Here is a 20,993-nt window from a genome sequence, read left to right on the forward strand (position 1 = left end):
GCAATCATGCCGAATCATCCGGTCCCGTGGCTGCTGCGCAAGCCATGCCCGACCTGCGGCCGTGCGCTCGCGGTTCGCGAGGGCAAGGGCGGGCGCCGCGAGCTTGCTTGTCCGACCTGCGATGGGCCCGATCCGCTGCACTCGCCCAAGGCGCTCCGCTGGGCGAGGGGATCGCTTCGGCCGCCGGAGCGGCCGAAGCAGCATTGACGTCACTGGCGCGTCAGCTTGCGCTCGACTTTCTTGCGGCTGTTGCCGACCTTCTTGACCGCCTTCTTCACCGCGGACGCCGAGCGGCCGCTCTTCTTGGCTTCGTAGCGGACTTCGTGGTCCTGTCCACCCGCGACGCGGGCGCGATCCTGGTTGCGTCCGCGCGCTGACTTTGCGGTCGAGGCTTTCTTCTTCGTTGCCATGGTGCATCTCCTTATCAGCGCGCAACGCACGACGCAGCGAAGCGGTTCCGCCGATGAGGGAGCCCCATCGCATCGATCAGCCGAGGTCGAACTTGACGCCCTGCGCCAGCGGCAGGCTGCGGCCGTAGTTCACGGTGTTGGTGGCCCGGCGCATATAGGCCTTCCATGAATCCGAGCCGGACTCACGGCCGCCGCCGGTCTCCTTCTCGCCGCCGAACGCGCCGCCGATCTCGGCGCCCGAGGGGCCGATATTGACGTTGGCGATGCCGCAATCGGAGCCGCGCGACGACACGAACAGTTCGGCCTCGCGCAGATCATTGGTGAAGATCGACGACGACAGCCCCTGCGGCACCGCATTGTGCAGCTCGATCGCGGCATCGAGATCGCGATACGGCATCACGTAGAGAATCGGCGCGAACGTCTCGCGCTCGACCGGACCGGATTGCGATTCGATCTCGACCAGGGCCGGCCGCACGTAGTACGCCTCCGCGAAGCCGCCGACCGCGACGCGCTCGCCGCCGAACACGCGGCCGCCGTGATCCCGCGCGGCGCTCAGCGCGTCCTGCATGGCGTCGTAGGCGCCGCGATCGATCAGCGGGCCGATCAAGGTGCCCTGCTCCAGCGGATTGCCGATCGCCACCGAGGCGTAGGCCTGCTTCAGCCGCGGCACGAGCTGGGTGTAGACGTCGGCATGCACGAACAGGCGGCGCAGGCTGGTGCAGCGCTGGCCCGCGGTGCCCATCGCCGCGAACGCCACGGCGCGCAGGGTGAGATCGAGATCGGCCGTGGGCGTGACGATCGCGGCATTGTTGCCGCCGAGCTCGAGGATGGCGCGGGCAAAGCGGCCGGCAAGACAGGCGCCGACGACGCGCCCCATGGCGGTCGATCCGGTCGCCGACACCAGCGGCACCCTGGCATCGTCGACCAGCATCTCGCCGACCGCGCGGCCGCCGAGCAGCAGGCCGGCGAGCCCCTCCGGCGCCTCGCCGCCCTCGCGGCGATAACGCTGCAGCGCACGCGCCAGCAGCGCGTCGGTCGCGAGCGCGGTGAGCGGCGTCTTCTCCGACGGCTTCCAGACGACGCTGTTGCCGCACACCAGCGCCAGCGCCGCATTCCAGGCCCACACCGCCACGGGGAAGTTGAAGGCGGAGATCACGCCGGTGACCCCCAGGGGATGCCAGGTCTCCATCATCCGGTGCTCGGCGCGCTCGGTGGCGATGGTCAGGCCATAGAGCTGGCGTGACAGGCCGACGGCGAAGTCGCAGATGTCGATCATCTCCTGGACCTCGCCGAGCCCCTCGGAGACGATCTTGCCGGCCTCGATCGAGACCAGGCGGCCGAGCGCGGCCTTGTGGGCGCGCAGCTCCTCGCCGAACAGCCGCACCAGTTCGCCGCGCTTCGGTGCCGGCTTGAGCCGCCACTGCAGGAACGCGGCATGCGCGCGCGCGATCACCGCGGTCGCATCCGCCCTGCTGTCGTCATGCACATGGGCCAACACCTCGCCGGTCACCGGCGAACGGGCGGCGCGCGTCCCACCGCGCAGCCGCTCCGGCGCGACGCCGAGCGAGGTCAGGATCTCGGCCGTTTCGACAACGAGTGTCAGGGGCGATGCTTGGCTGGGCGACATATGCAACTCCGGATTGTCCCACGCACCGGTGCACGCGAGACGTCATGAATGGTCCATCGTAAACGCCCCCGTGTAGATCAAATCCGGCTGCGGCGCGAGCACCCGCGCGCTGGGCAAACGGCCACTGGGCAGGTCGCTCGTCGGCGCACGGAGGCGTCCTCCCGCTCGTTCTGTTTCGCGCGCGCCGGCTCAGCCTTCTGGCGCGCATCGGCGAGATCCCGCGACGCAACGCGCCCGGGCTGATGGGATCGACGATCCCTCGCGAAACACGAGGGCGCGGGGAATGCCGGGAGCTGGCCGCCCCCATGGCCCGCCTGCGAAAAAAATGCAGGCGGCAGGAACCACAGGTTCAGCCGAGACATCCCGGCATTCCCCGCGCGATGGTCTTCACGCTTATACCGTGATCTCCCCGGTGTACGGCTCTTTAGCCACCGTCGCCCTCGGACTCATCGCCCGAAAGCTTAGCGCCAGCGTCGCGGCGCCAGGACCACACGACTTCACGTCCGCCAGCTGCCGTTCGTCCGCGTGCAAGCACGCTGCGGCAGATAAGCGGCCATCGCCTCCCCGCCTCACGTGTCGTGACGATCGCGATACGCCCCTCGTGGCGAAGCAGGATGGATGCAGTAGAGCACATTTTCTGGAAAAGCGAAAGCGCTTTCTTTTGGAGCGCCGCAGCGACCGAAGGTCGTTCATGACACGCCTTGCGTTGGCAGACGGATTGTGATCGTCGAGGAAAACAGCAAAGCGGCCCTCGCAACAAAGATCATTGCGGCCCTATCCGCCTCGATATACCAACGTCGCATATGTCCTCGCGAGAGACGATCAGCATGACGATCGAGACTTTGTTCGCGTTTGCGGGAACGTCCATCATCCTCCTGGTGATCCCGGGGCCGACGGTTCTGCTGGTGGTCTCCTATGCGCTGGGCCAGGGGTGGCGAACCGCGCTGCCGACGGCCCTCGGCGTCGCGCTGGGCGACTTCACCGCCATGACCTTGTCCATGCTGGGCGTCGGTGCGTTGCTGGCCACGTCGGCGCTGCTGTTCACCGTGCTGAAATGGATCGGCGCGGCCTATCTCGTCTGGCTCGGGATCAAGCTGTGGCAGGCCGGCGGCGCGCTGAACGCCGTGCCGCGGACCGACAGGACCTCGGCGCCGAAAATGCTCGGTCACGCCTGGATCGTCACGGCGCTGAACCCGAAGAGCATCACCTTCTTCGTCGCGTTCTTGCCGCAGTTCCTCAGTCCGAACGGCAGCTTCCTCACGCAGATGGTGGTGTTCGAATCGACCTTCGTCGTGCTCGCCTTCGCCAATGCCGTCGGCTATGCGCTGATCGCCTCGCGCGCCCGCGCGCTCGTACGGAGCGCGAAGGTGATCAGCATCTTCAACAAGGCGGGCGGCACCCTTCTGATCGGTGCGGGCGTCGCCGCCGCGGCGGCGCGGACGGCGCAGAACTGAACGGGCTGCGACCTTCGGCGTGGATTGTCGCCGGCCACATCGGATGACGACGCCCGCGCGGCGTCGTCCAGGTTTCTGCAACGCGCAGGTCAGGCTATATTGTCGCCGTCACCTGTTATCGAGCAGGCTTTGCCATGGCCGACACACACCTATCCAGTCCCGAGCTCTGGTCGTCGATCCAGCACGAGGCCCGGCGCATCGCCGCGGCCGATCCCGTGTTCAGCCTCGCCCTGTCGGCTGCAATCCTCGATCATTCTGATCTCGGCAGCGCCGTCGCGCAGCAGATTGGCATCCGCCTCGGCAGCGGCGATGCCGCGCGCGCCCGATTTGCCGCGGTCGCGCGCGAGGCGTATGCCGCCGCGCCTGAGCTCGTCGAGGCGGCGGGTCGCGACCTCGGGGCGATCGCGGCGCAGGATCCAGCGACGACGGCGCTGCTGCCGCCGCTGCTGAACTACAAAGGCTACGTCGCGCTGCAGGCGCATCGCGTCGCGCACTGGCTCTGGAGCAACGGGCAACCCGACCTGGCGCTCCTGATGCAGGCGGACTCGTCAACATCCCTGCAGGTGAGCATCCATCCCTCGGCGCGGCTCGGGACCGCGGTGTTTCTCGATCATGCCACCGGCATCGTCATTGGCGCCCACAGCAGCATCGGCCACGACGTCACCATTCTGCAGAACGTTACGATCGGACGACCCGACGCGCTGCCCGGCCGCGCCCCGCGGATCGGCCGCGGCGTGCTGCTCGCCTCGGGCGCGACCGTGCTGGGCGACGTCGCGATCGGTGATTTTGCCAAGATCGGCGCCGGTGCCGTCGTCACCACCGATGTGCCGTCGGGCTGCACCGCCGTGGGCGCGCCGGCGCGGCTGACGAACTGCCCGGAGCAGCCGGTCCCAGCCTGACCACGACTCCTCGCGACCCCTGGGGCGGCCGGTTCTACAGCAATGTTTCAAGCTTGCCCGCGGTGACGGAGATCAGGTCGCGGATCTTGTCGCACTCGGCCGCAAGCGACGCGAGCGCCGGATCCGACCTGATGCACCGGTCCAGATTGTCGACCGCGCTTCGCCAGGCCTCCAATTCGCGCCGCAGCCGTCCGATCTCGCTGGCGACCACCGCATCGCGCCGCCGTTCTGCTTTCGCGCCGATGATCCGCAACGGGGCCCGGGCGGGAAATGCGAGGATATCAGCCACGGATCGCCCCGATGAGAAAGGTGGAATTCGGCGAAAGACGACAGGCGCATGACGTGCGAAGCGGCGACATTGCCTGCAACGGCGCGGCGGCCTGGATTGACAGGCCGCCGCGCGATCGGTGCTTTCCGGTCCGACCTCAAGCCGCGGCGCGCTCGGCCAGCGCCTGAGCCTCGGCCGCGGCGCGCGCCATGCTGGACGACATCTCGCTCGTAACGGTGCTCTGCTCCTCGACGGCGGCAGCCGTCGACGTCACATACTCGCTGACGTTCTGGATCGCCTGCTTGATCGAGCCGAGAGACGTGACGACGCCCCCGGATATATTGTTGAGACTGTCGATCTCGGTCGCGATCTTGTCGGTGGCGGTCTTCGCCTGGGTGGCGAGGTTCTTGACCTCGGAGGCAACGACGGCAAAGCCCCTGCCAGCTTCGCCGGCCCTGGCGGACTCGATGGTGGCATTCAGCGCCAGCAGATTGATCTGGCCGGTGATGTTGTGGATCATCTCGACGATGCCGCTCATCGACTGAGCGGCATCGGAGAGCCGCTGCGCCTGCGCATCGGCTGAGGTGACACGGTCCACCGCGCCCATGGCGGTCTCGCGCGACTTCGTCATGGCTTCGGAAATCTCCCGCACGGACGCGTTGAGCTCCTCCGCGCCCGCCGCCACCGATTCCATCATGGCGCGCACGCGCTCGTTGCCCATGCGAACGAAGACCTGCCGGGTGACGTCGGTCGCGTATTTGACCACCTTGAACGGCTTGCCGTTGAGGTCGAGGATCGGATTGTAGGAGGCCTGGATATAGACCTCCCGGCCGCCCTTGCCGATGCGCTTGTATTCGGCCGACTGGTACTGACCACGGTTCAGGCTGGCCCAGAAGTCGCGGTAGGCGGCGCTCTCCCGCTCGGACGGTTCGACGAACATGCTGTGATGCTTGCCCCGGATCTCGGCCAGCGTGTAGCCGAGCGCATGCAGGAAATTGTCGTTCGCGGTGATGACCGTACCGTCCATGTTGAACTCGATCACGGCCTGGGACTTGCCGATGGCCTCGATCTGGCCGGCGAGGTCGGCGTTCGTCAGCTTCTGCGCGGTGACATCGGTTGCGAACTTGACGACCCCGATTGGCCTGCCCGTCGCATCCAGCACCGGATTGTAGGTGGCAAGGATCCACACTTCCTTGCCGCCCTTGCCGATGCGCTTGTATTCGCCGCCCTGATATTCGCCGCGATTGAGAGCTGCCCAGAACTCGCGGTAGGCCGCGCTGTCGCGCAGCGCGGGTTCGACGAACATGCTGTGATGCTTGCCCTGGATCTCGTCGAGGCGATAGCCCAGCGCATCCAGGAAATTCTTGTTGGCACTGACGATGGTGCCGTCGAGCTTGAATTCGATCATGGCCTGCGCGCGATCGATGGCGGCAAGCTTGGAGCCGTCGGCCATGCTGCGCAGCTTCTTCTCGGTGATGTCGGTCGCGAACTTGACGACCTTCACCGGCTTGCCGGCGCTGTCGAGGACGGGATTATAGGACGCTTCGATCCAGATTTCGCGACCGCCCTTGCCGATGCGCTTGAACTCGGCGGCCTTGAGCTCGCCGCGGCTCAGCGCCGCCCAGAACTCGCGGTAGGCGGCACCGTCGCGTTCGGAAGGCTCCACGAACATGCTGTGATGCCTGCCCTGGATTTCCTCTAGCTGATAGCCGAGTGCGTTCAGGAAGTTCTTGTTCGCGGTGATGATCGTGCCGTCGAGCTGGAATTCGATCACGGCCATCGCGCGACTGATTGCTGCAAGCTGTGCTTCCGCGTCCGAGCGGCTGTTCGATCGAAACAACAAGATAACCTCCAGATGAATAGTTCGTTTGCAGATGGTCGGCGGCGACGACGATCGTCCCGCGCGCCCGGCGACATGTCTGCGCAAAAATTGATGCAACTTGTTCCACTCTCGTTAAAGCGCGTTGAGAATTCCGGCTTTTCCGTAGTTCTACCGCTGTGACATGACGTCCGACATACAATAACGTCGCGCGGAAGCTGCGCTGCGGCCCCCGGAGCGTCGACAATCGGGCGCGTGGCGCGGAGATCGTGGGGCGTCAAGTCGGTCGATCGCATGCCTGCCGCAGCTCTGCTGCGGAAGCATGCGATCACCGCGGTCCATCATCCCTGGTGTCGTCATGCACCTGGGCCGGCGATCCTCCGATCAGCGGTGGTCCCGTTGGACGGCAGAGCTAGACCGCCTCGACCACCGCTTTCAAGGCGTCAGAAACCTTTGTGGCGAGCGTCGCGAGCGCCGCGTTCTCGATGGCCTGCATCGAGGCGACGGGATTCACGGCGGCGACCTCGACCCTCCCGCCGATCTCCTGGACGATGACATTGCAGGGAAGCATGGTGCCGATCCGGCTCTCCGCCTGCAATGCTTCATGCGCCAGCTTCGGATTGCAGGCGCCCAGGATGGTGTAGGGCCGAAAGTCGGCGCCGATCTTCTCGCGCAGCGTCGCCTGCACATCGATGCGGGTCAGAACGCCAAAGCCGCGTGCCTTCAGCTCGGCCGTCACCCGCTCGATCGCCGCGTCGAACGATAGATTGACCGCTTTGGCAAAATAGTAGGTCATGCTCGCCTCTTTTCCGGCTGGTCTGCCGCCGCGTCGACGCAGTTCGTCGCACGCGGCGATCGGATCTGACGGCGGCACTGTTGCGCGTCCGTGCGGCGGGCACTTGATCGAGATCAGCGAAATGGCCGCACTTGCCGGACTCGCGCCAGCGCAGGCCCGGCCATCACGCCGGTTTGACGCCGGTCATTGCGGCCCGTGCATGAACGCCTGCATCTCTTCCGGGGTCAACTTGCCGTCCTTGTTGCTGTCCATGGCCTTGAAGATGCGCTCATGCGCCGCCTGGAATTCCTGCAGCGAGATCGTGCCGTCGCCGTCGGCGTCGACAAGTGCGAACACCATGCGCATCAATGCCGGGCCCATGACGCCGCCGCCCATCCCGCCGCGTCCCATCGGGCCGGGCATATGCCCCATCATGCCGCCCATCGGCGAGCCGGTTCCCGGGGCCATCGCAGGCGGCTGCGTCTTCTGCTGATCCGGCGTGGTCTGGCTTTGCGCCAGAGCGGCGGCGGTGCCGCAGGCAAAAACCAGGGCTGATATCGTCAGTCGCAACATGGCTCGGCGCATGGAAGCCTCCTCGAATGCGTCATCACGCGCGACAAGTCCGCCGACCGGGCATCGATCCTATGAGGACCCTTCACGATTTCCTGTGTCCGCATGGCGGCATTGACGGCGCCGCGGATCACGCTGCGCTGATCCGCCCTGCTCGTTTCGATCTACCGGCCGCAATGACAGTCTCGCGCGCCGCTTTCCTCATATTCATCGTGCAGGCGCACCCAATCGGAGAGGTTGCCGCGGCCGGTCTCGTTGCGGCCCTTGGGCGTGAGATCGAGATAGTGATAGGCGCCGATCAGGGGATCGCCGCCGCGGGAGCGGACCTGGAACGTGCAGAAGATGTTGCCGGCGTCGTCCTTGGTGAACACGGTCAGGCCCGGGAGCTCGGGCGACCTGCTCGTCAAGGGTGCGAAATTGTAGGCGGCCTTGCCCGTCGCGATCTGCTCGTCCGAGAACGAGACCTGAAAGTCGAAGTTGAAATCACTGCCCTCGGATGACACCCAGTCGAACGCCCAGCCCATGCGCGCCTTGAACGGCGCGATCTCGGCGAGCGGCGCACGCGACACGACGACCAGGCTGACGTCGTGGTGGCGGAGGTGCTGGTTGGCGCCGTCGATGTGGTCGCACAGAAACGAGCAGCCGGGACAGCGGTGCGGATCGCCCGGCGCCATCATGAAATGATAGACGATCAGCTGGCTCCGTCCCTGAAACAGATCGCCCAGGCTGACGGGTCCGTCCCCCGCCTGGAAGACGTAGTCCTTCTCGACCCGCACCCACGGCAGCGCCCGGCGGGCGGCAGCCAGCGCATCGCGCTGCCTGATGAAGGCCTTCTCCTGGGCGAGGTGGGCGCGATGCGCTTCGGTCCATTCGTCCGCGGTGACTATTCTGGGGGTCATGTCTGGAATCCTCCGTGTCCTTCGCAGAGGACGATGCAAGGCTCGGCGGCCCGACACCGAAGCCATCTATTTTCTCGGCAGGTCATCGCAGCGCGGCCGGGTGCCGGGGAACCGCGGATCGACCGGAAAAGGCCAGCGTCGGGCGCCCCCACTCCCATCTCAGACCGGCGTGCGCGGTCGACCTGATCCACCGCCCGCTCTCGTCCGTTTCGGGGCAGCCATGGCAGACGTGTCGGATCAGAGCAGTGACTCCCACAGCGGTCGGACCGAGCCGGCGCGCTGCCGCGGCTGCGGCCAACCGGCGCGCGCGGTTCAGAGCATCCTGAACCCGCGAACCGGCGAAGCGGCGCGTCTGTTCAATTGTGCCGCCTGCGGATCTGTCAATTGGATGGACGACCGGCGGTGAGTACCGGTTCGGTCGCGGCTGGCTGCCGGCAAAAAACTGATCCGCGAGGAACAAACCTCGCATTCGGCCGTTTTCGATGTTCGCCTCCGGTCCTGCAGACCCGGCCTCAAGCCGATGGTCTCGAGCTTCGCCATCGCGAACGGGTCAGGCATCCCATGACGATCCTGATCGGCCGGTTGCGACGGCACGAGCTGAACACCATCGACATCGCGGCACCTCGGCGTTCGCTCGGCAGCGGCACGCGAGGCGCGTCTCGTCGCCGAGCTGCGGCAACGCCTGGCGGAGGTCGGTCTCGTCGCCGACAACGAGGATCAGTTCCCGATTAAGATGCTGCGCTCGCCGAAGCCCTCGGTCTCAGCACGGTGCATGTGAACCGGGTGCCTCAGGAGGTCCGCAGTCAGGGTGTTGCGGACATCCGCAGGAACGTTGTCACCATGTTCGATTTTGAGATGGTCGTGACTGCTGGAGGGTTTGATCCCGCATATCTCCACCAGATCGACGGCTCCCGCCTTCGGGTGACGGCAGATCAGGACGAACGAGATGCGCTTCTATGTGACAAGTCCTGGCGAAATGCGCGGCGATGGCGTCGATCTCGATGATGTCGAGACGGTGCTGATGCAGACGGCGGACACCGCGCTTGCAATCGCGCGCGACCGGCTCGATCCCTCCTCCACGAACGTCAGCCTCAAGGTCAGCTCCGATGACGGCGAGGTCGGGCATGTCACGGTTTCGGTGGTGATCGAGCGCGGCTGATCGTGAACCGGAGAGGTCCAAGACCGCAGCTCGCTAGCAGCAGCTCCCTATCAGCCCCCGTATCACGAGATGCGCGCCTGCGACCAGACGTGGTCCATCTTCACCGCATCGAGTGCGGTCGCCAGTTCGTCGATGCGATATGGCTTCGACAGGATGCGGACGCCCGCCTCCTTGGCGGCGTGAACGGCAGCGCCCGAATAGCCGCTGGTCAGCAGGATCGGCATGTCGCCGCGCCGTTTCTGAATCTCGCGCGCCAGCTCGACACCGTTCATGCCCCCCGGCATCATGACATCGGAGAACACGAGATCGACGATTCGTCCGTCGGCCAGCGCACCGAGCGCCGCGGCGGCGCTGGAGGCGCGGGTCACCTCATAGCCGAGCTGGCGGAGCATCTCGCCGACGAGCGCAGCGACCTCATCGTCATCCTCGACCAGCAGCACGCGGCCTTCGTTGCGCCGGCGGGCCTGGGGCCGCTGCAGATCGAGGAGATGGTGCGGCTCCCTGGACGCCGCGTGCTCTGACCTCGGAAGGTAGAGGGCAATCGTCGTCCCCTTGCCCGGCTCGGAGTCGATGCGGACAGTGCCGCGTGACTGGGTGACGAATCCATAGACCTGGGCCAGCCCGAGGCCGGACCCTTTGCCGACATCCTTGGTCGTGAAGAACGGCTCGAACACCCGGACGCGAACCTCTTCCGTCATGCCGGTGCCGGTGTCGATCACCGACAGGCGGACGTAGTCGCCGGCGATCTGATCGTCTTGCACGTTGCGGAGGTTCTCGGCCCGCACCACGATCGTGCCGCCTGTCGGCATCGCGTCGCGAGCGTTGACGGCGAGATTCAGCACGACGAGCTCGAGCTCGCCGGGGTCGACCTCGACGGGCCAGAGCGCATCGGGGAAATCGAACTCGACATGCACGTCGCCGCGCAGGCTGCGGTCGAGCAGCTCGCGCATGCCGCCGATCTGGCGGGCGATGTCGACCGGCTCGGGCCGCAGCTCCTGCCGGCGCGAGAACGCGAGCAGCTGGCGGGTCAGGCTGGCGCCGCGCTGCGCCGCCTGGATCATGCCGTCCATCAGGCGGCGACGCCGCACCGGATCGCTCTGGCGGTCGAGCATGTCGAGCCCGCCGGAGATCACCATCAGCAGATTGTTGAAGTCGTGCGCGACGCCGCCGGTCAGCCGGCCGATGGCCTCGATCTTCTGCGTCTGGCGCAGGGTCTCCTCGACCCGCGCGCGCTCGGCCATCTCGATGCGAAGATGCTCGTTCGACTCCGCGAGCGCCCGCGTCCGCTCGACGACGAGTTGCTCGAGCTGCTGCGCCGCCTGCTCGCGCGCCTCGATGAGGGCGCGAATCTCGTATTGACGACGTCGCGCCCGCAGCGCGGATTGAACGGCGCTGGTGAGCGTGATCGGCTGGACCGGCCGTTCGAGCAGCGAGACATTGCGCAGCGCGCTTACCAGATTGCGCCGCCACGTGACGACGGCACTCTGCTCGCGGTGACTTGTGAGCACGATGAAGGGCAAATCGGACCAGGCCGGCTGCCGCTCGACCCATTGCGTGAGGGCGGCGGTGTCCTTTGCGAACAACCCTTCCTCGGCAACGAAGACCGTGCCCACGCCTGCGCTCAACTCACTGAGCAGCTGCGTGAGGTCAGAGCAGACGGTCGTCTCGATTCTTGCACTGCGGAGCAGCTCTGCCGATGCCGGTCCGTCCCGCCCGATCGGCGCGAAGACGAGGACGCGGTGATCTCGCTCAATGCCCATCCCGCACGTCCATGTCGGGGATATCCGTTCCGGTGAAGCGCGGATTGCCGGAAAATATTCCGCTGAATTCCCTGAGCGGCGGGCCGAGGGTGATGCCGGAGCTGCTCAGGCGAAACTCGCGGATGCTGTGCTCGTGGTGACCGCTGCGCTTCTTGACCACCGACAATGCGCGTCGCACCGCCCCTCCCACCTCGAAATAGCGCAGCATCAGCACGGCATCGCTGAGATAGCTGATGTCCAGCGGCGTATCCAACGGCCCGACCAGGCCGTGCTGCGCGAGCACCAGGATGGTCAGCACACCCTGCTGGCCGAGATAGGTCAGCAGCTCATGCATCTGCAGGATGAGAAAGCGCTCGTCGGGCATCGCATTGAGATAGCCGTTGAGGCTGTCGATGACGACCAGGCGGGCACCGTCCTGCTCGACGCTCTGCCGAACGATGGCGCCGAACTCACCCGGCGACAGCTCGGCCGGGTCGATCTGCTGGAAATGGATGCGCCCGGATTCGATATGGCGCTCGAGCGGCAGGCCGAGCGTCCGGGCACGGGCTTCCACGGTGCCGCGGCCCTCGTCGAATGCAAAGAAGACGGCGTGCTCGCCGCGCTGGGCCGCCGCGATTGCGTAGATCAGCGCCACCGAGGATTTGCCGACACCGGCCCCACCGATGAGAAGCGCATTGGTGCCGCGCTCCAGCCCGCCGCCCAGAAGCTGATCGAGCTCGGCGTTGCCGCTCGAGGTGAAATCGCCGGCGAAGGATCGGTGATGCTCCGCGGCGACCAGGCGCGGAAAGATCCTGAGCCCGCCCGAGGCGATCGTGAAATCATGGAAGCCGCCCCGGAACGAGATGCCGCGCATCTTGATCACGCGCAGCCGGCGGCGCTCCGCGCCATATTCGATCGCGAGCTGCTCCAGCATCACGACACCATGCGCGACCGAGTGGAGCTGCAGGTCGTCCTGCGAGGATGACAGGTCGTCGAGCAGGACGACGGTACAGTTGCGCTTGGTGAAGAAGTGCTTCAGCGCGAGTACCTGGCGGCGATAGCGCAGCGGACTCTGGGCCAGCAGCCGGAGCTCCGACAGGCTGTCGATCACAACACGGCTGGGATTGATGCGCTCGACCTCGTTGAACATCAGACCGGTGGTCTCGCTGAGCTCCACCTCCGCCGGATGGAACACGGTGAGCTCGCGCTCCGGGTCGAGCGTCGTTTCCGGCGGCACCAGCTCGAACATGTCGACGCCGGCAAGCGACCAGCCATGGCGCCGCGCCACGACCTCCAGCTCGCGCCGGGTTTCCGACAGCGTGATGTACAGCACGCGCTCGCCACAACTTGCGCCCTTGAGCAGGAACTGCAGCGCGATGGTGGTTTTCCCGGTGCCGGGACGGCCTTCATACAGATACAGGCGATTGGGATCGAAGCCGCCGCCGAGAATGTCGTCGAGGCCTTCACTTCCGGTGGAAATGCGCGGCAGATCCCTGGGCCCACCCTCGTCGCTTCCGCGAACAGGCTGCTCCGTCATGCATAAGCTCCGTCGTGACAATCGAGACGACGCCGCAGCGAACCCGACAATTCGGGGCTTCGCGACGACCCGATAGGAACACAGCGGATCCGCCTCGGGTTCCCCGGTTCCGTCTCAGGCGGGCGGTTCCACGAGATCGCCGTGGCGCGGGCCCCGTGCGTTGCGATCCCCGTGCGGCATCTCGCACGGCCGAGCCGATCGCACCTGCATTCTCAGCCGACGGCAGATCAGCTCCCACGGCCCACCGTGTCAGCCATCGTGGCGCCGCGGGTGCCAAGTGGCTGTGCGGCGCCGGTGGTGGTAGCGCGCAGGGTCTGATGCTCCAATTCGGCATCGAGCTCGGCACCGATCAGGATCACGATGGCGGAGATCCAGATCCAGGTCATGAAGCCGATGGCGGCGCCGAGCGAGCCGTAGGTCGCGTTGAAGCTGCCGAAATTCGCCGCATACCAGGAAAACAGCGCCGAGCCCGCGAGCCACAGCGCCGCCGCCAGCGCGCTGCCCCAACTGATCCAGCGCCATCTGGGCTCCTCGCGGTCCGGCCCGTAGCGATAGATCAGGGCCAGTCCGAGCGCGACGCAGATGAAGATCGCCGGCCAGCGGCCGATCCGCAGCACCAGGTCGCCGGCCCCGGACATGCCGAGATAGTTCAGCAGCACCGGGAGCACGACGACGGCGCCGATCGCAAGCAGCGCGAACAGGATCGCGCCGCCGGTGAACAGCAGCGAAATCGCGTTCAGCTTGATGAAGCCGCGCCTCTCGGGCTCGCGATAGACGATGTTGAGCGTGTCGAACAGCGACTTCATCGCAGCATTGGCGCTCCACAGCGAGATCGCCAGGCTGACGAGGAAGGTGATGCCGAGCGCCTGACGGCCGTTGGCAGAGACGCGCGTCAACTGGTCGCGCGCGATGTCGATGGCGCCGCCGGGCATCACGCCCTGCAACTGTTCCAGATGTCCGGTGATTTTGGCCGGATCGGAGAACAGGCCGTAGATCGCCACCAACGCGGCCAGCGCCGGAAAGATCGCCAGCAGAGTGTAGAACGTCATGCCTGCGGCGAGCGCGACGATCCTGTGCTCGGTGACGTTTTCATAGACCCGGAACAGGACGTCCTTCCAGCCGCGCGCGGGAAGCTCCGCGGGCGAACGCGCCAGCCGGCCGTGTCCAGCGCCGGACCGGCGCGCGCCTCCCGAGCCTTCCGTCTGTTCGGGCCGCTGATCGAAATAGTGGATCAGGAACGCGAACCCGAGCAGAGCCAGCATCCCGCCGGTGCCAGGTGCGCGCGGGCGGCTCGCGAAAACGCTCGAAGAGTCGCGATGTGCGGCGTCTGACGTCTTGGATCGGCGAAACATGGGATCGGTCCATCACCAGCGGCCAAAAGCAACCGGAGCGGTGGACGAATGTTCCGGCATCACGCCATGACGCGCGTTGCCAAGCTCCGCAACGGTGGAGTCCTCTGATCTTCAAAAGGCCAACTCGGGCAAGCGCCAACATCCAGACAATTTCGTCGGCCTGTGAACGCGTCGCTGCGCCGCCGACACAAAACAGTTGATGTTGCGCGCGAGGAACGGGCCTGCGCCCCCTCGCGTTGCAATAGTACTTTTCAACGCAAGGATAAACGCATGCGCCGCCTGTTATTTGCCTCGCTGTCTGCCACCGCCGTCCTCGCGAGCTTCGCCGCGATCTCACCGGCTTCCGCCGCGCAAGACCGCTTCTGCCTGCAGGGCAGGATGTGGGGCTATCCGGGCAACTGTCAGTTCTCCACCTATCGTCAGTGCCAGGCGGCGGCCTCGGGGACCGATGCGGGCTGCGGCATCAACCCCGCTTACGCCTATGCCCGGCAGCGCGGCTACGACCCACGCTATTGACCGCGGGTCATTGCGTCAGCCCTCGCGCGGGGAATGAGCCGCGCGATCCATCCAAACCTGGCAACAATTGAAACATGGCTGGCGGCGACATCTCTGGCCGCCACGCCCCCCTGGCCCTGCTCTATTGCATCGCGCAACGGCACCATGATCCTTTGGCTCATGATCCGTTAGCTGTTGCGGCAAGTCCCATCCGAGGCCGGCGGTCACGCGTCCTCTCCTCCTCCGCTGATACGTGCACGGAACATTGCGCCTCGCTGTTGCTTATACGGCGACCAATGTCGAACCGGAGGAGGATCATCATGGACGGACTGATTTATCTCGTGGGGTTGATCGTGGTCATCATGGCCGTTCTGTCGTTCTTCGGTCTGCGCTGAGACGACATCATGGCCATGGAAACTGCGCCGCTCGTCACATCACCCCTTTCAAGCGCGACGGCCGATAGCTGGACCCTGCAATGGACGCCGGTCGTTGCAGGAGCCCTGACCGCCGCCGCGGTCTCTTCGATCCTGATCAGCTTTGCCATGTCGGTCGGCCTCGGTGTCAGCTCCACCGCGCCGACATGGCGCGACGCCTCGGTGGCGCTCTGGCTCCTGTCCGGCCTCTATCTGGTGCTGCAGGCGCTGATCAGCTTCGGCTGCGGCGGCTACATGGCGGGCCGCTTGCGCGCAACGCACGGGCTTGCCGAAAGCGAAGAGATCGAAAAGCGCGACGGCCTGCATGGCGTCTCAGCCTGGGCGCTGGCAGTCGTGCTCGGCGCTATCCTGGCCGTGCTCGGCGCGTCCGCGGCGACGCGGACCAATCCACTGACTGCGCCGGCGACGGCCAATGAACCATCGATCCTGAGCTATGAGCTCGACCATCTGTTCCGCGCGCCGCGGCGAGCACCCAGCCCGGATCTCGCCCCCGCACGCGGCGAGGCCGGCCGCATCCTGCTCACGGCGTCGAGCCACAATGGCGTCAGCCCGGAGGATCGCAGCTATCTCGTGCAGCTCGTCAGCGGCACGACCGGTCTCGCTGCTCCCGATGCCGAGCGGCGGGTGGACAGCGTGATCGCAGAAGCCAAGAACGCGATCTCGCGCACGCGCGCCGGCACCGTCATCCTGGCGTTCTCGGTGGCCACCGCGCTGCTGCTCGGCGCCGTCGCCGCCTGGGCGGCTGCGGAGAGCGGTGGCCGTCACCGCGACGGCAAGCCTGTCACCGGATGGATGCTGCACGCCAATCGCTTCAGCCGGCGGCGCGACATGTGGCGGCGGCCGATGTCGATGCCGGAATAGAGCACGTCAAGAACAGCGAGCGGCCCGGCCCATCGCCGGGCCGCTACGCATTGTACCCCCGCCGCGAAAGAAGCGCGCGCAATTCAGGCGAGCCGCAGGATCATCAGGTTCGCGTCGCTGCCATAGCTGCCGGTCGGATCCGCGGCGGCTGCCTTGTCGACCGCAAATCCTTGCCTCTCCCAGAATGGCGTCGAGCCGTTGACGGCGATCAGCGACAGCGACTCCAGGCCGAGCGCACGCGCGTGTCGGATCAGTTCCTCGACGATCACGGTCGCCGAGCCGCGGCCGCGAACCCCGGGCAGCAAAGCGAGATCGTGGATGTAGTAGGTCGATGCAGCCGACGGAATGCTTCCGATCAGCCGGTTCAAGGCCGGCGGCCGGCCGAGATGCCAGGGATGGCTGAGCACATAGCCGGCGATGCCGGCGCCGGTCCCACGCAGCACGCGGCATCCATCAGGGTGGAGACGCAGGCGCTCCGCGAAAACACTCCTGTCCTCGGGATAGTCCGGGTGCACGCGGGCTGCGATCCCATCGACATCAGCAAGATCGCTTGGCGCCATGGCACGCCAACTCATGCGGCCCGCACCGGTCTGGTTCTTCCTCACTCGCCCTTGCTCACTTGGCAAGCGCCAGCCAGCGCTCGCTGGCCGACAGCGCCGTCGGCCACAGCGCCTCCGTCGGCTGCCCGCGATGCAGTGCCTTGCCGACCTCGCAGATCGACATGAAGGCCGCCGAGCGCGCCTCCTCCACCTCGAGCGGCTGCTCCGCGCTCGGGCTGCGGACGAGGCCCATCAGGCCGTTCAACGTCTGCAGTGCCGCTTCCGGGGGGCTCGCCTCCGCCGCCCTCAGCGCAGCCACGATCTGCTGCGCCTTTTCCGATTCGGTCATCACGTCGGTCATCGTCTTATCGCTTGCCCGTGCCTCATGGGAGAACGCTAGCAGTCGGACGAAGGTCGGGCAATGCTCGGGCAGACGGCACTCCGATGCCGAACACGCAGTGCCGACGTGCGATTTTCCGCCGGTCCCGGCTCGGCCATCTTGCGAGGCTGCTTCGCCAGCGTCTCAGCCAGTGTTGCATTGGCCTCGTGGCCGGCAAACTTGTTCTTCAGATGGCGCGATCATTGGCGATCACGACGCCTGGACGAGGCTGAGGCATCGTGGTCGCTCTGGCCCATGTCATTTCGCCAATGATTTCGCCATGTCGAGGTGCTTCTGCAGCACCGGCACGGTCTGCTGGGCGAAGTCCGACAGCGGTGAGTTTGCCGCGGCCTGCTTCTGATACTTCTTGATATCCTCCTGGTGATCGCGAACCATCGCCTGCGCGAACGCCTGGTCGAACCGACCGCCGGACATGCCTTCCAACCGGCTGTAGATGGCCTTCTGCTTCTTGCTCGGCTCGGACGGCACCTTCATCCCGTTCTGGCTCGCAAGCTGCTGCGCCTTCTGCAGATGCTCGCTATGGTCCTGCTGCAAGGCCTGCCCGAACTGCTTGACCTGATCGCTCTGCCCCTTCTGCTGCGCCAGCTTGCCCATGTTCACCTCGGACATGTCGCCCTCGATCGCCTCGGTCATGAAATGCTGATCCTTGGCGGGCGGCTGACCTTTCGGAGCGGCGACCGCGCCGCCGGCCACCAACACGGTCACGGCAGAGGCGGCCATGGCAATTCGGATCGCTTTCGTCTGATGGTTGTGGATCATCCTGCTCATCGTTGATCTCCGAGGGGTTGGCTCCTGATCGTTCCGACGGCAAGAGCCTCGCCCGACGATCGTTCCTAAGCCCCGCGTGGCGGCCCTGCAGAATGCTTCCGCGCGCAACTACGCGACGGGTTCCAAATGCTGCGGCACAACCGCCCCTGCAGCACGACGTCGATGACTTCTCGGTATCGGACCCGCGCCAGGCAGCGCTCAGTGAGGACCTGCATCCCCTCCGAGCGCCCGAGCCAGCACGCGTCGAAGCAGGCCGGCCTCCGCCGCGCTCCCGCGCCACGCCACGATCTGATCGGGACGGATCAACGCGAGGTCGGCCTCGTAGAGATCGCGCAGGGCCCGCGGCAAGGTGACGATCTCGACGTCGGCACGCAGCGGCCCCATGGCCTCACGGAGTTGATCCTCATCGAGGCCGCTGCCCTCACACCGCAGCAGCGTCCATTCGAAGCCGAAGCGGTCGTACAGCGAGATACCTTGCTCCAGCCAGGCGTGCGGCGCGCGGCCGCCGGGACAGGCGCTCGGCACGTAGGCGTTGGCCGCATCCGGCGGCGGCCGGGTGCCATCGGGGACGATGATCGGTGAGCCATCATAGCGGCCGCCGAAGGTGACGCCGGGGATGTTGAACTCGGCGCGCGCATGCTGATCGAGATAGGCGCTGGCGATGCGCCGTGCCTCGTCGCCGGCCGCGGTCGCGTCCTCGATCTCGGGCGCCGCGGCAAACAGGCCGAGCGAATCCGCAAAGCCGCGCGCGTAGTCGGTGTTGCGCAGCGCCACCGGACGGCGCTCGGCCTCATAGCTGTCGAGCAGCGAGACGGGGCTCGTTCCCTTGACGACGCTCGCGAGCTTCCAGCCCAGATTGACCGCGTCCTCGATCGCAGTGTTGTAGCCGAGTCCGCCGGTCGGCGTGAACAGATGCGCCGCATCGCCGCCAAGGAAGACCCGGCCGCGCTGCAGGCGCTCGGCGACCAGCGCATGACCCGCAGTCCAGGTGAGGTGCGAAAGCACCTCGCAGGGAATGGGCGCACCGCAGGCGCGCTGGAACGCTGCCCTTGCATCATCGGCAGTGATCGCGCTTTCGTCCTCGCCGGGCCGCAGCTGGGTGTGGAAGGCAAACTCGTCGCGTCCGTTCACTGCGGCCATGAAGGCGCGGCGGTCTCGATTGAAGCAGACATACATCCAGGCCCGCGCATGCGGGACACTGGCGTAGAACTCCGGCGAGCGGAGATAGACCGCGAGCATGCGGCCGCCCATGAAATCGCGCCGTATTCCCGTCGTTCCGCCGTAGGAGATCCCGAGCGATTGTCGCACCGGGGAGCGCGGACCGTCGGCGCCGATCAGGAAATCGGCCGCGACCTCGCAGCGCGCGCCGTCGCTGACACGCTCGACGTCGGCGGCAATGCCGCCGTCATCCGCGACGTAGCCGATCAACCGATGTCCGTAGCGCAACTGAATGCCCGCAAGCTGCGCCGCGTGCCTACGCAGGATCGCCTCGACGAATTTCTGCGACACCCGGTGCGGCAGCTCTGCTGCGCTCCACGAGCCGGACAGACCCTTCACCAGTTCCGTCGCGCGTGCTGCGGACGGCAATTGAAAACGTGTCAGCTCATGCGCCGTGTAGCGCGTGAAATAGGCGACGTCGGTCGGGTAGTCCGCGGGCAGACCGGCGCGCCGGACCTCGTCGGCGAAGCCGAGCCGGCGGAAATGCTCCATCGTCCGCGCCTGCGTCGCGTTGGCCTGCGGGTTGAAGGCCGTTCCCGGCTTCTCGTCGACCAGGATTGCGGACACGCCGCGGCGACCAAGCTCGTTGGCCAGCATCAGCCCGCACGGACCGCCGCCCACGATCAGCACCGAGGCGCTCAGACGTTCGATCACGGCGATTCTCCTCGCAACGGAGGAATGCTACCGCGCCCGGCACAATAGTCAAGTAACCTGACTATCTGACATCGTCGAGCGTATCGAAGCGGGCGCCATAGGCCGACAGTCCTTGCAGGATCGCGTCCATCACGGCCTTGCCGATCTCCTTGCGCATCTCGGCTTCGGCCACATCGACGGCATCGCCGAACGCCTCCAGCCATTTCAGTCCGGCCGGCGTGAAGCGGACCAGTCGGGCGCGACGGTCGCTCGGATCGGCCTCGCGCGACACCAGACCCAGCTCGACGCATTGATCGACCAGCTCGCCCATCGCCTGCTTGCTCATCGAGGCCCGCCGCGCGAGCTCGGTCAGCCGGGTGCCCTCGACGTCGAGATTGCGGGTGAGGCTGACATGGGCGATCCGCGTCCCGCCATGACCGCCCTCGGCCATCAATTGGAGGACCCGGGATTCGAACCTGCGCACCGCATTGTTGAGCAGCCGGCCGACATTGGCGTGCCGCCATGCCGTTCCGGTTCGTCGCGCAAGCGGCGCCTCGCGTGGAGATCGCGCTGTCATGTGGAAAACACCTCGTCGAATCCGGCTACGCTGCGCCAGGGTAGCAGGCGCAAGGTGACATCGGATCGATGCTTCGTCATTACCTGACCAGCGCGCCAGCCGCTTGCCGGAGGCCAGCCCGAAGCCGATGCCGGGGATCGCACCCACCAGCGCCTCGCGACTTCGGTCGCTGACGGCGCGCCCCCCTCACGTTCATCCGGCTGACGCAGGCCTCCGCGACGGCGCGTTCATGCATTGCCGCGCATTGCGTCTTCCGCCGCAAGCAGTTCGTCGAAGAGATCCCATGCACTCGACGCTTCGGCTTCTGACATCTTCCGGATGGCGTAACCAACATGAACCACGACGTGATCGCCGGGATCGATCGTTTCATGCTGAAGCAAAAACAGACTCACCATGCGCTCGATGCCTTTGGCCTCGCATCGCGCCATGACTCCGTCACACTCCACGACCCGCATCGGGATGCCAAGGCACATGTCGGTTCCACGCAATTACTTGGGTGCTAGATCATAGCCCGATCGATGAACTCGATTTGACGTGGATCAAGATAAGAGCATCATATT

At 66.2% G+C, this 20,993-nt stretch carries 22 protein-coding genes; 6 read left to right on the forward strand and 16 right to left on the reverse strand.

Annotated features, from left to right (window positions below; translation table 11 throughout):
* The first annotated feature begins 6 nt into the window (after positions 1-6).
* Positions 7-207, forward strand: a complete 201-nt coding sequence (locus tag QW861_RS18830; RefSeq protein ID WP_315715489.1) for a hypothetical protein — start codon at positions 7-9, stop codon at positions 205-207.
* Positions 208-209: 2 nt separating this feature from the next.
* Here QW861_RS18830 and QW861_RS18835 read toward each other — a convergent pair whose 3' ends face one another.
* Together QW861_RS18835 and QW861_RS18840 are read right to left on the reverse strand one after the other, a co-directional pair.
* Entirely contained in the window at positions 210-410 is a 201-nt protein-coding gene (locus tag QW861_RS18835) for a DUF3606 domain-containing protein (protein ID WP_315715488.1), read from the reverse strand.
* Between the two features lie 76 nt (positions 411-486).
* On the reverse strand, positions 487-2,037 hold the full coding sequence (locus QW861_RS18840) for an aldehyde dehydrogenase family protein (protein WP_315752091.1): 1,551 nt from the start codon (positions 2,035-2,037) through the stop codon (positions 487-489).
* 827 nt (positions 2,038-2,864) lie between these two features.
* Here QW861_RS18840 and QW861_RS18845 point away from each other — a divergent pair.
* Positions 2,865-3,491, forward strand: coding sequence for a LysE family translocator (locus QW861_RS18845; RefSeq protein WP_316164231.1), 627 nt, complete (start codon positions 2,865-2,867; stop codon positions 3,489-3,491).
* A gap of 134 nt (positions 3,492-3,625) precedes the next feature.
* A complete protein-coding gene (locus QW861_RS18850; RefSeq protein ID WP_316193389.1) occupies positions 3,626-4,390 on the forward strand; it encodes a serine O-acetyltransferase in 765 nt (254 codons plus the stop codon).
* Between the two features lie 34 nt (positions 4,391-4,424).
* Here the strand turns inward: QW861_RS18850 and QW861_RS18855 are convergent, their stop codons facing one another.
* The 5 genes from QW861_RS18855 to QW861_RS18875 all read right to left on the reverse strand — a co-directional run bounded on the left by QW861_RS18855 (position 4,425) and on the right by QW861_RS18875 (position 8,721).
* Positions 4,425-4,679, reverse strand: a complete 255-nt coding sequence (locus QW861_RS18855) for a hypothetical protein (protein ID WP_316185975.1) — start codon at positions 4,677-4,679, stop codon at positions 4,425-4,427.
* Between the two features lie 136 nt (positions 4,680-4,815).
* Positions 4,816-6,438, reverse strand: a complete 1,623-nt coding sequence (locus QW861_RS18860) for a PAS domain-containing methyl-accepting chemotaxis protein (protein WP_315715483.1) — start codon at positions 6,436-6,438, stop codon at positions 4,816-4,818.
* A gap of 451 nt (positions 6,439-6,889) precedes the next feature.
* Positions 6,890-7,273, reverse strand: a complete 384-nt coding sequence (locus tag QW861_RS18865) for a DUF302 domain-containing protein (RefSeq protein ID WP_316171943.1) — start codon at positions 7,271-7,273, stop codon at positions 6,890-6,892.
* Between the two features lie 183 nt (positions 7,274-7,456).
* Entirely contained in the window at positions 7,457-7,837 is a 381-nt protein-coding gene (locus QW861_RS18870; RefSeq protein ID WP_316193390.1) for an EF-hand domain-containing protein, read from the reverse strand.
* 149 nt (positions 7,838-7,986) lie between these two features.
* Positions 7,987-8,721: a thioredoxin family protein gene (locus tag QW861_RS18875; protein WP_316193391.1), complete on the reverse strand. Its 735-nt coding sequence runs from the start codon at positions 8,719-8,721 to the stop codon at positions 7,987-7,989.
* 946 nt (positions 8,722-9,667) lie between these two features.
* Between QW861_RS18875 and QW861_RS18880 the strand changes: the two genes are divergently transcribed.
* Positions 9,668-9,880 carry a hypothetical protein gene (locus tag QW861_RS18880; protein WP_316171946.1) on the forward strand — a complete coding sequence of 71 codons (213 nt, stop codon included), beginning with the start codon at positions 9,668-9,670 and terminating at the stop codon, positions 9,878-9,880.
* A gap of 62 nt (positions 9,881-9,942) precedes the next feature.
* Here QW861_RS18880 and QW861_RS18885 read toward each other — a convergent pair whose 3' ends face one another.
* From QW861_RS18885 to QW861_RS18895, 3 genes are all read right to left on the reverse strand, one after another.
* Complete coding sequence (locus QW861_RS18885; protein ID WP_316193392.1) at positions 9,943-11,640, reverse strand: response regulator; 1,698 nt, start codon at positions 11,638-11,640, stop codon at positions 9,943-9,945.
* Positions 11,630-13,156, reverse strand: coding sequence for an ATPase domain-containing protein (locus QW861_RS18890; RefSeq protein ID WP_316193393.1), 1,527 nt, complete (start codon positions 13,154-13,156; stop codon positions 11,630-11,632). The genes QW861_RS18885 and QW861_RS18890 overlap by 11 nt, the downstream gene beginning before the upstream one ends.
* Before the next feature lie 227 nt (positions 13,157-13,383).
* Positions 13,384-14,418, reverse strand: coding sequence for a YihY/virulence factor BrkB family protein (locus QW861_RS18895; protein ID WP_315752101.1), 1,035 nt, complete (start codon positions 14,416-14,418; stop codon positions 13,384-13,386).
* Positions 14,419-14,778: 360 nt separating this feature from the next.
* Between QW861_RS18895 and QW861_RS18900 the strand changes: the two genes are divergently transcribed.
* Both QW861_RS18900 and QW861_RS18905 read left to right on the forward strand, forming a co-directional pair.
* Positions 14,779-15,024 carry a DUF3551 domain-containing protein gene (locus QW861_RS18900; protein WP_315715474.1) on the forward strand — a complete coding sequence of 82 codons (246 nt, stop codon included), beginning with the start codon at positions 14,779-14,781 and terminating at the stop codon, positions 15,022-15,024.
* Between the two features lie 383 nt (positions 15,025-15,407).
* Positions 15,408-16,298 carry a hypothetical protein gene (locus QW861_RS18905; RefSeq protein ID WP_315752102.1) on the forward strand — a complete coding sequence of 297 codons (891 nt, stop codon included), beginning with the start codon at positions 15,408-15,410 and terminating at the stop codon, positions 16,296-16,298.
* Positions 16,299-16,381: 83 nt separating this feature from the next.
* On the opposite strand, the gene QW861_RS18910 is transcribed toward QW861_RS18905, so the two are convergent.
* The 6 genes from QW861_RS18910 to QW861_RS18935 all read right to left on the reverse strand — a co-directional run bounded on the left by QW861_RS18910 (position 16,382) and on the right by QW861_RS18935 (position 20,906).
* A complete protein-coding gene (locus QW861_RS18910) occupies positions 16,382-16,873 on the reverse strand; it encodes a GNAT family N-acetyltransferase (RefSeq protein ID WP_315752103.1) in 492 nt (163 codons plus the stop codon).
* 40 nt (positions 16,874-16,913) lie between these two features.
* Positions 16,914-17,186 (reverse strand): hypothetical protein, encoded by a 273-nt coding sequence (locus QW861_RS18915; RefSeq protein WP_315715796.1) that lies wholly within the window; start codon positions 17,184-17,186, stop codon positions 16,914-16,916.
* Positions 17,187-17,474: 288 nt separating this feature from the next.
* The gene (locus QW861_RS18920) at positions 17,475-18,005 is read right to left on the reverse strand and encodes a DUF4142 domain-containing protein (protein WP_409998660.1); all 531 of its coding nucleotides are present in this window, start codon (positions 18,003-18,005) and stop codon (positions 17,475-17,477) included.
* A 198-nt stretch (positions 18,006-18,203) separates the two neighbouring features.
* Positions 18,204-19,877: an FAD-dependent oxidoreductase gene (locus QW861_RS18925; RefSeq protein ID WP_316172789.1), complete on the reverse strand. Its 1,674-nt coding sequence runs from the start codon at positions 19,875-19,877 to the stop codon at positions 18,204-18,206.
* A gap of 61 nt (positions 19,878-19,938) precedes the next feature.
* Positions 19,939-20,433: a MarR family winged helix-turn-helix transcriptional regulator gene (locus QW861_RS18930; protein WP_315752105.1), complete on the reverse strand. Its 495-nt coding sequence runs from the start codon at positions 20,431-20,433 to the stop codon at positions 19,939-19,941.
* A gap of 227 nt (positions 20,434-20,660) precedes the next feature.
* Entirely contained in the window at positions 20,661-20,906 is a 246-nt protein-coding gene (locus QW861_RS18935; protein ID WP_315752106.1) for a HypC/HybG/HupF family hydrogenase formation chaperone, read from the reverse strand.
* Positions 20,907-20,993 lie beyond the last annotated feature (87 nt).

Origin of the sequence: Bradyrhizobium sp. SZCCHNRI1029 (genome assembly GCF_032487555.1) — a bacterium.
Lineage (GTDB): Bacteria > Pseudomonadota > Alphaproteobacteria > Rhizobiales > Xanthobacteraceae > Bradyrhizobium.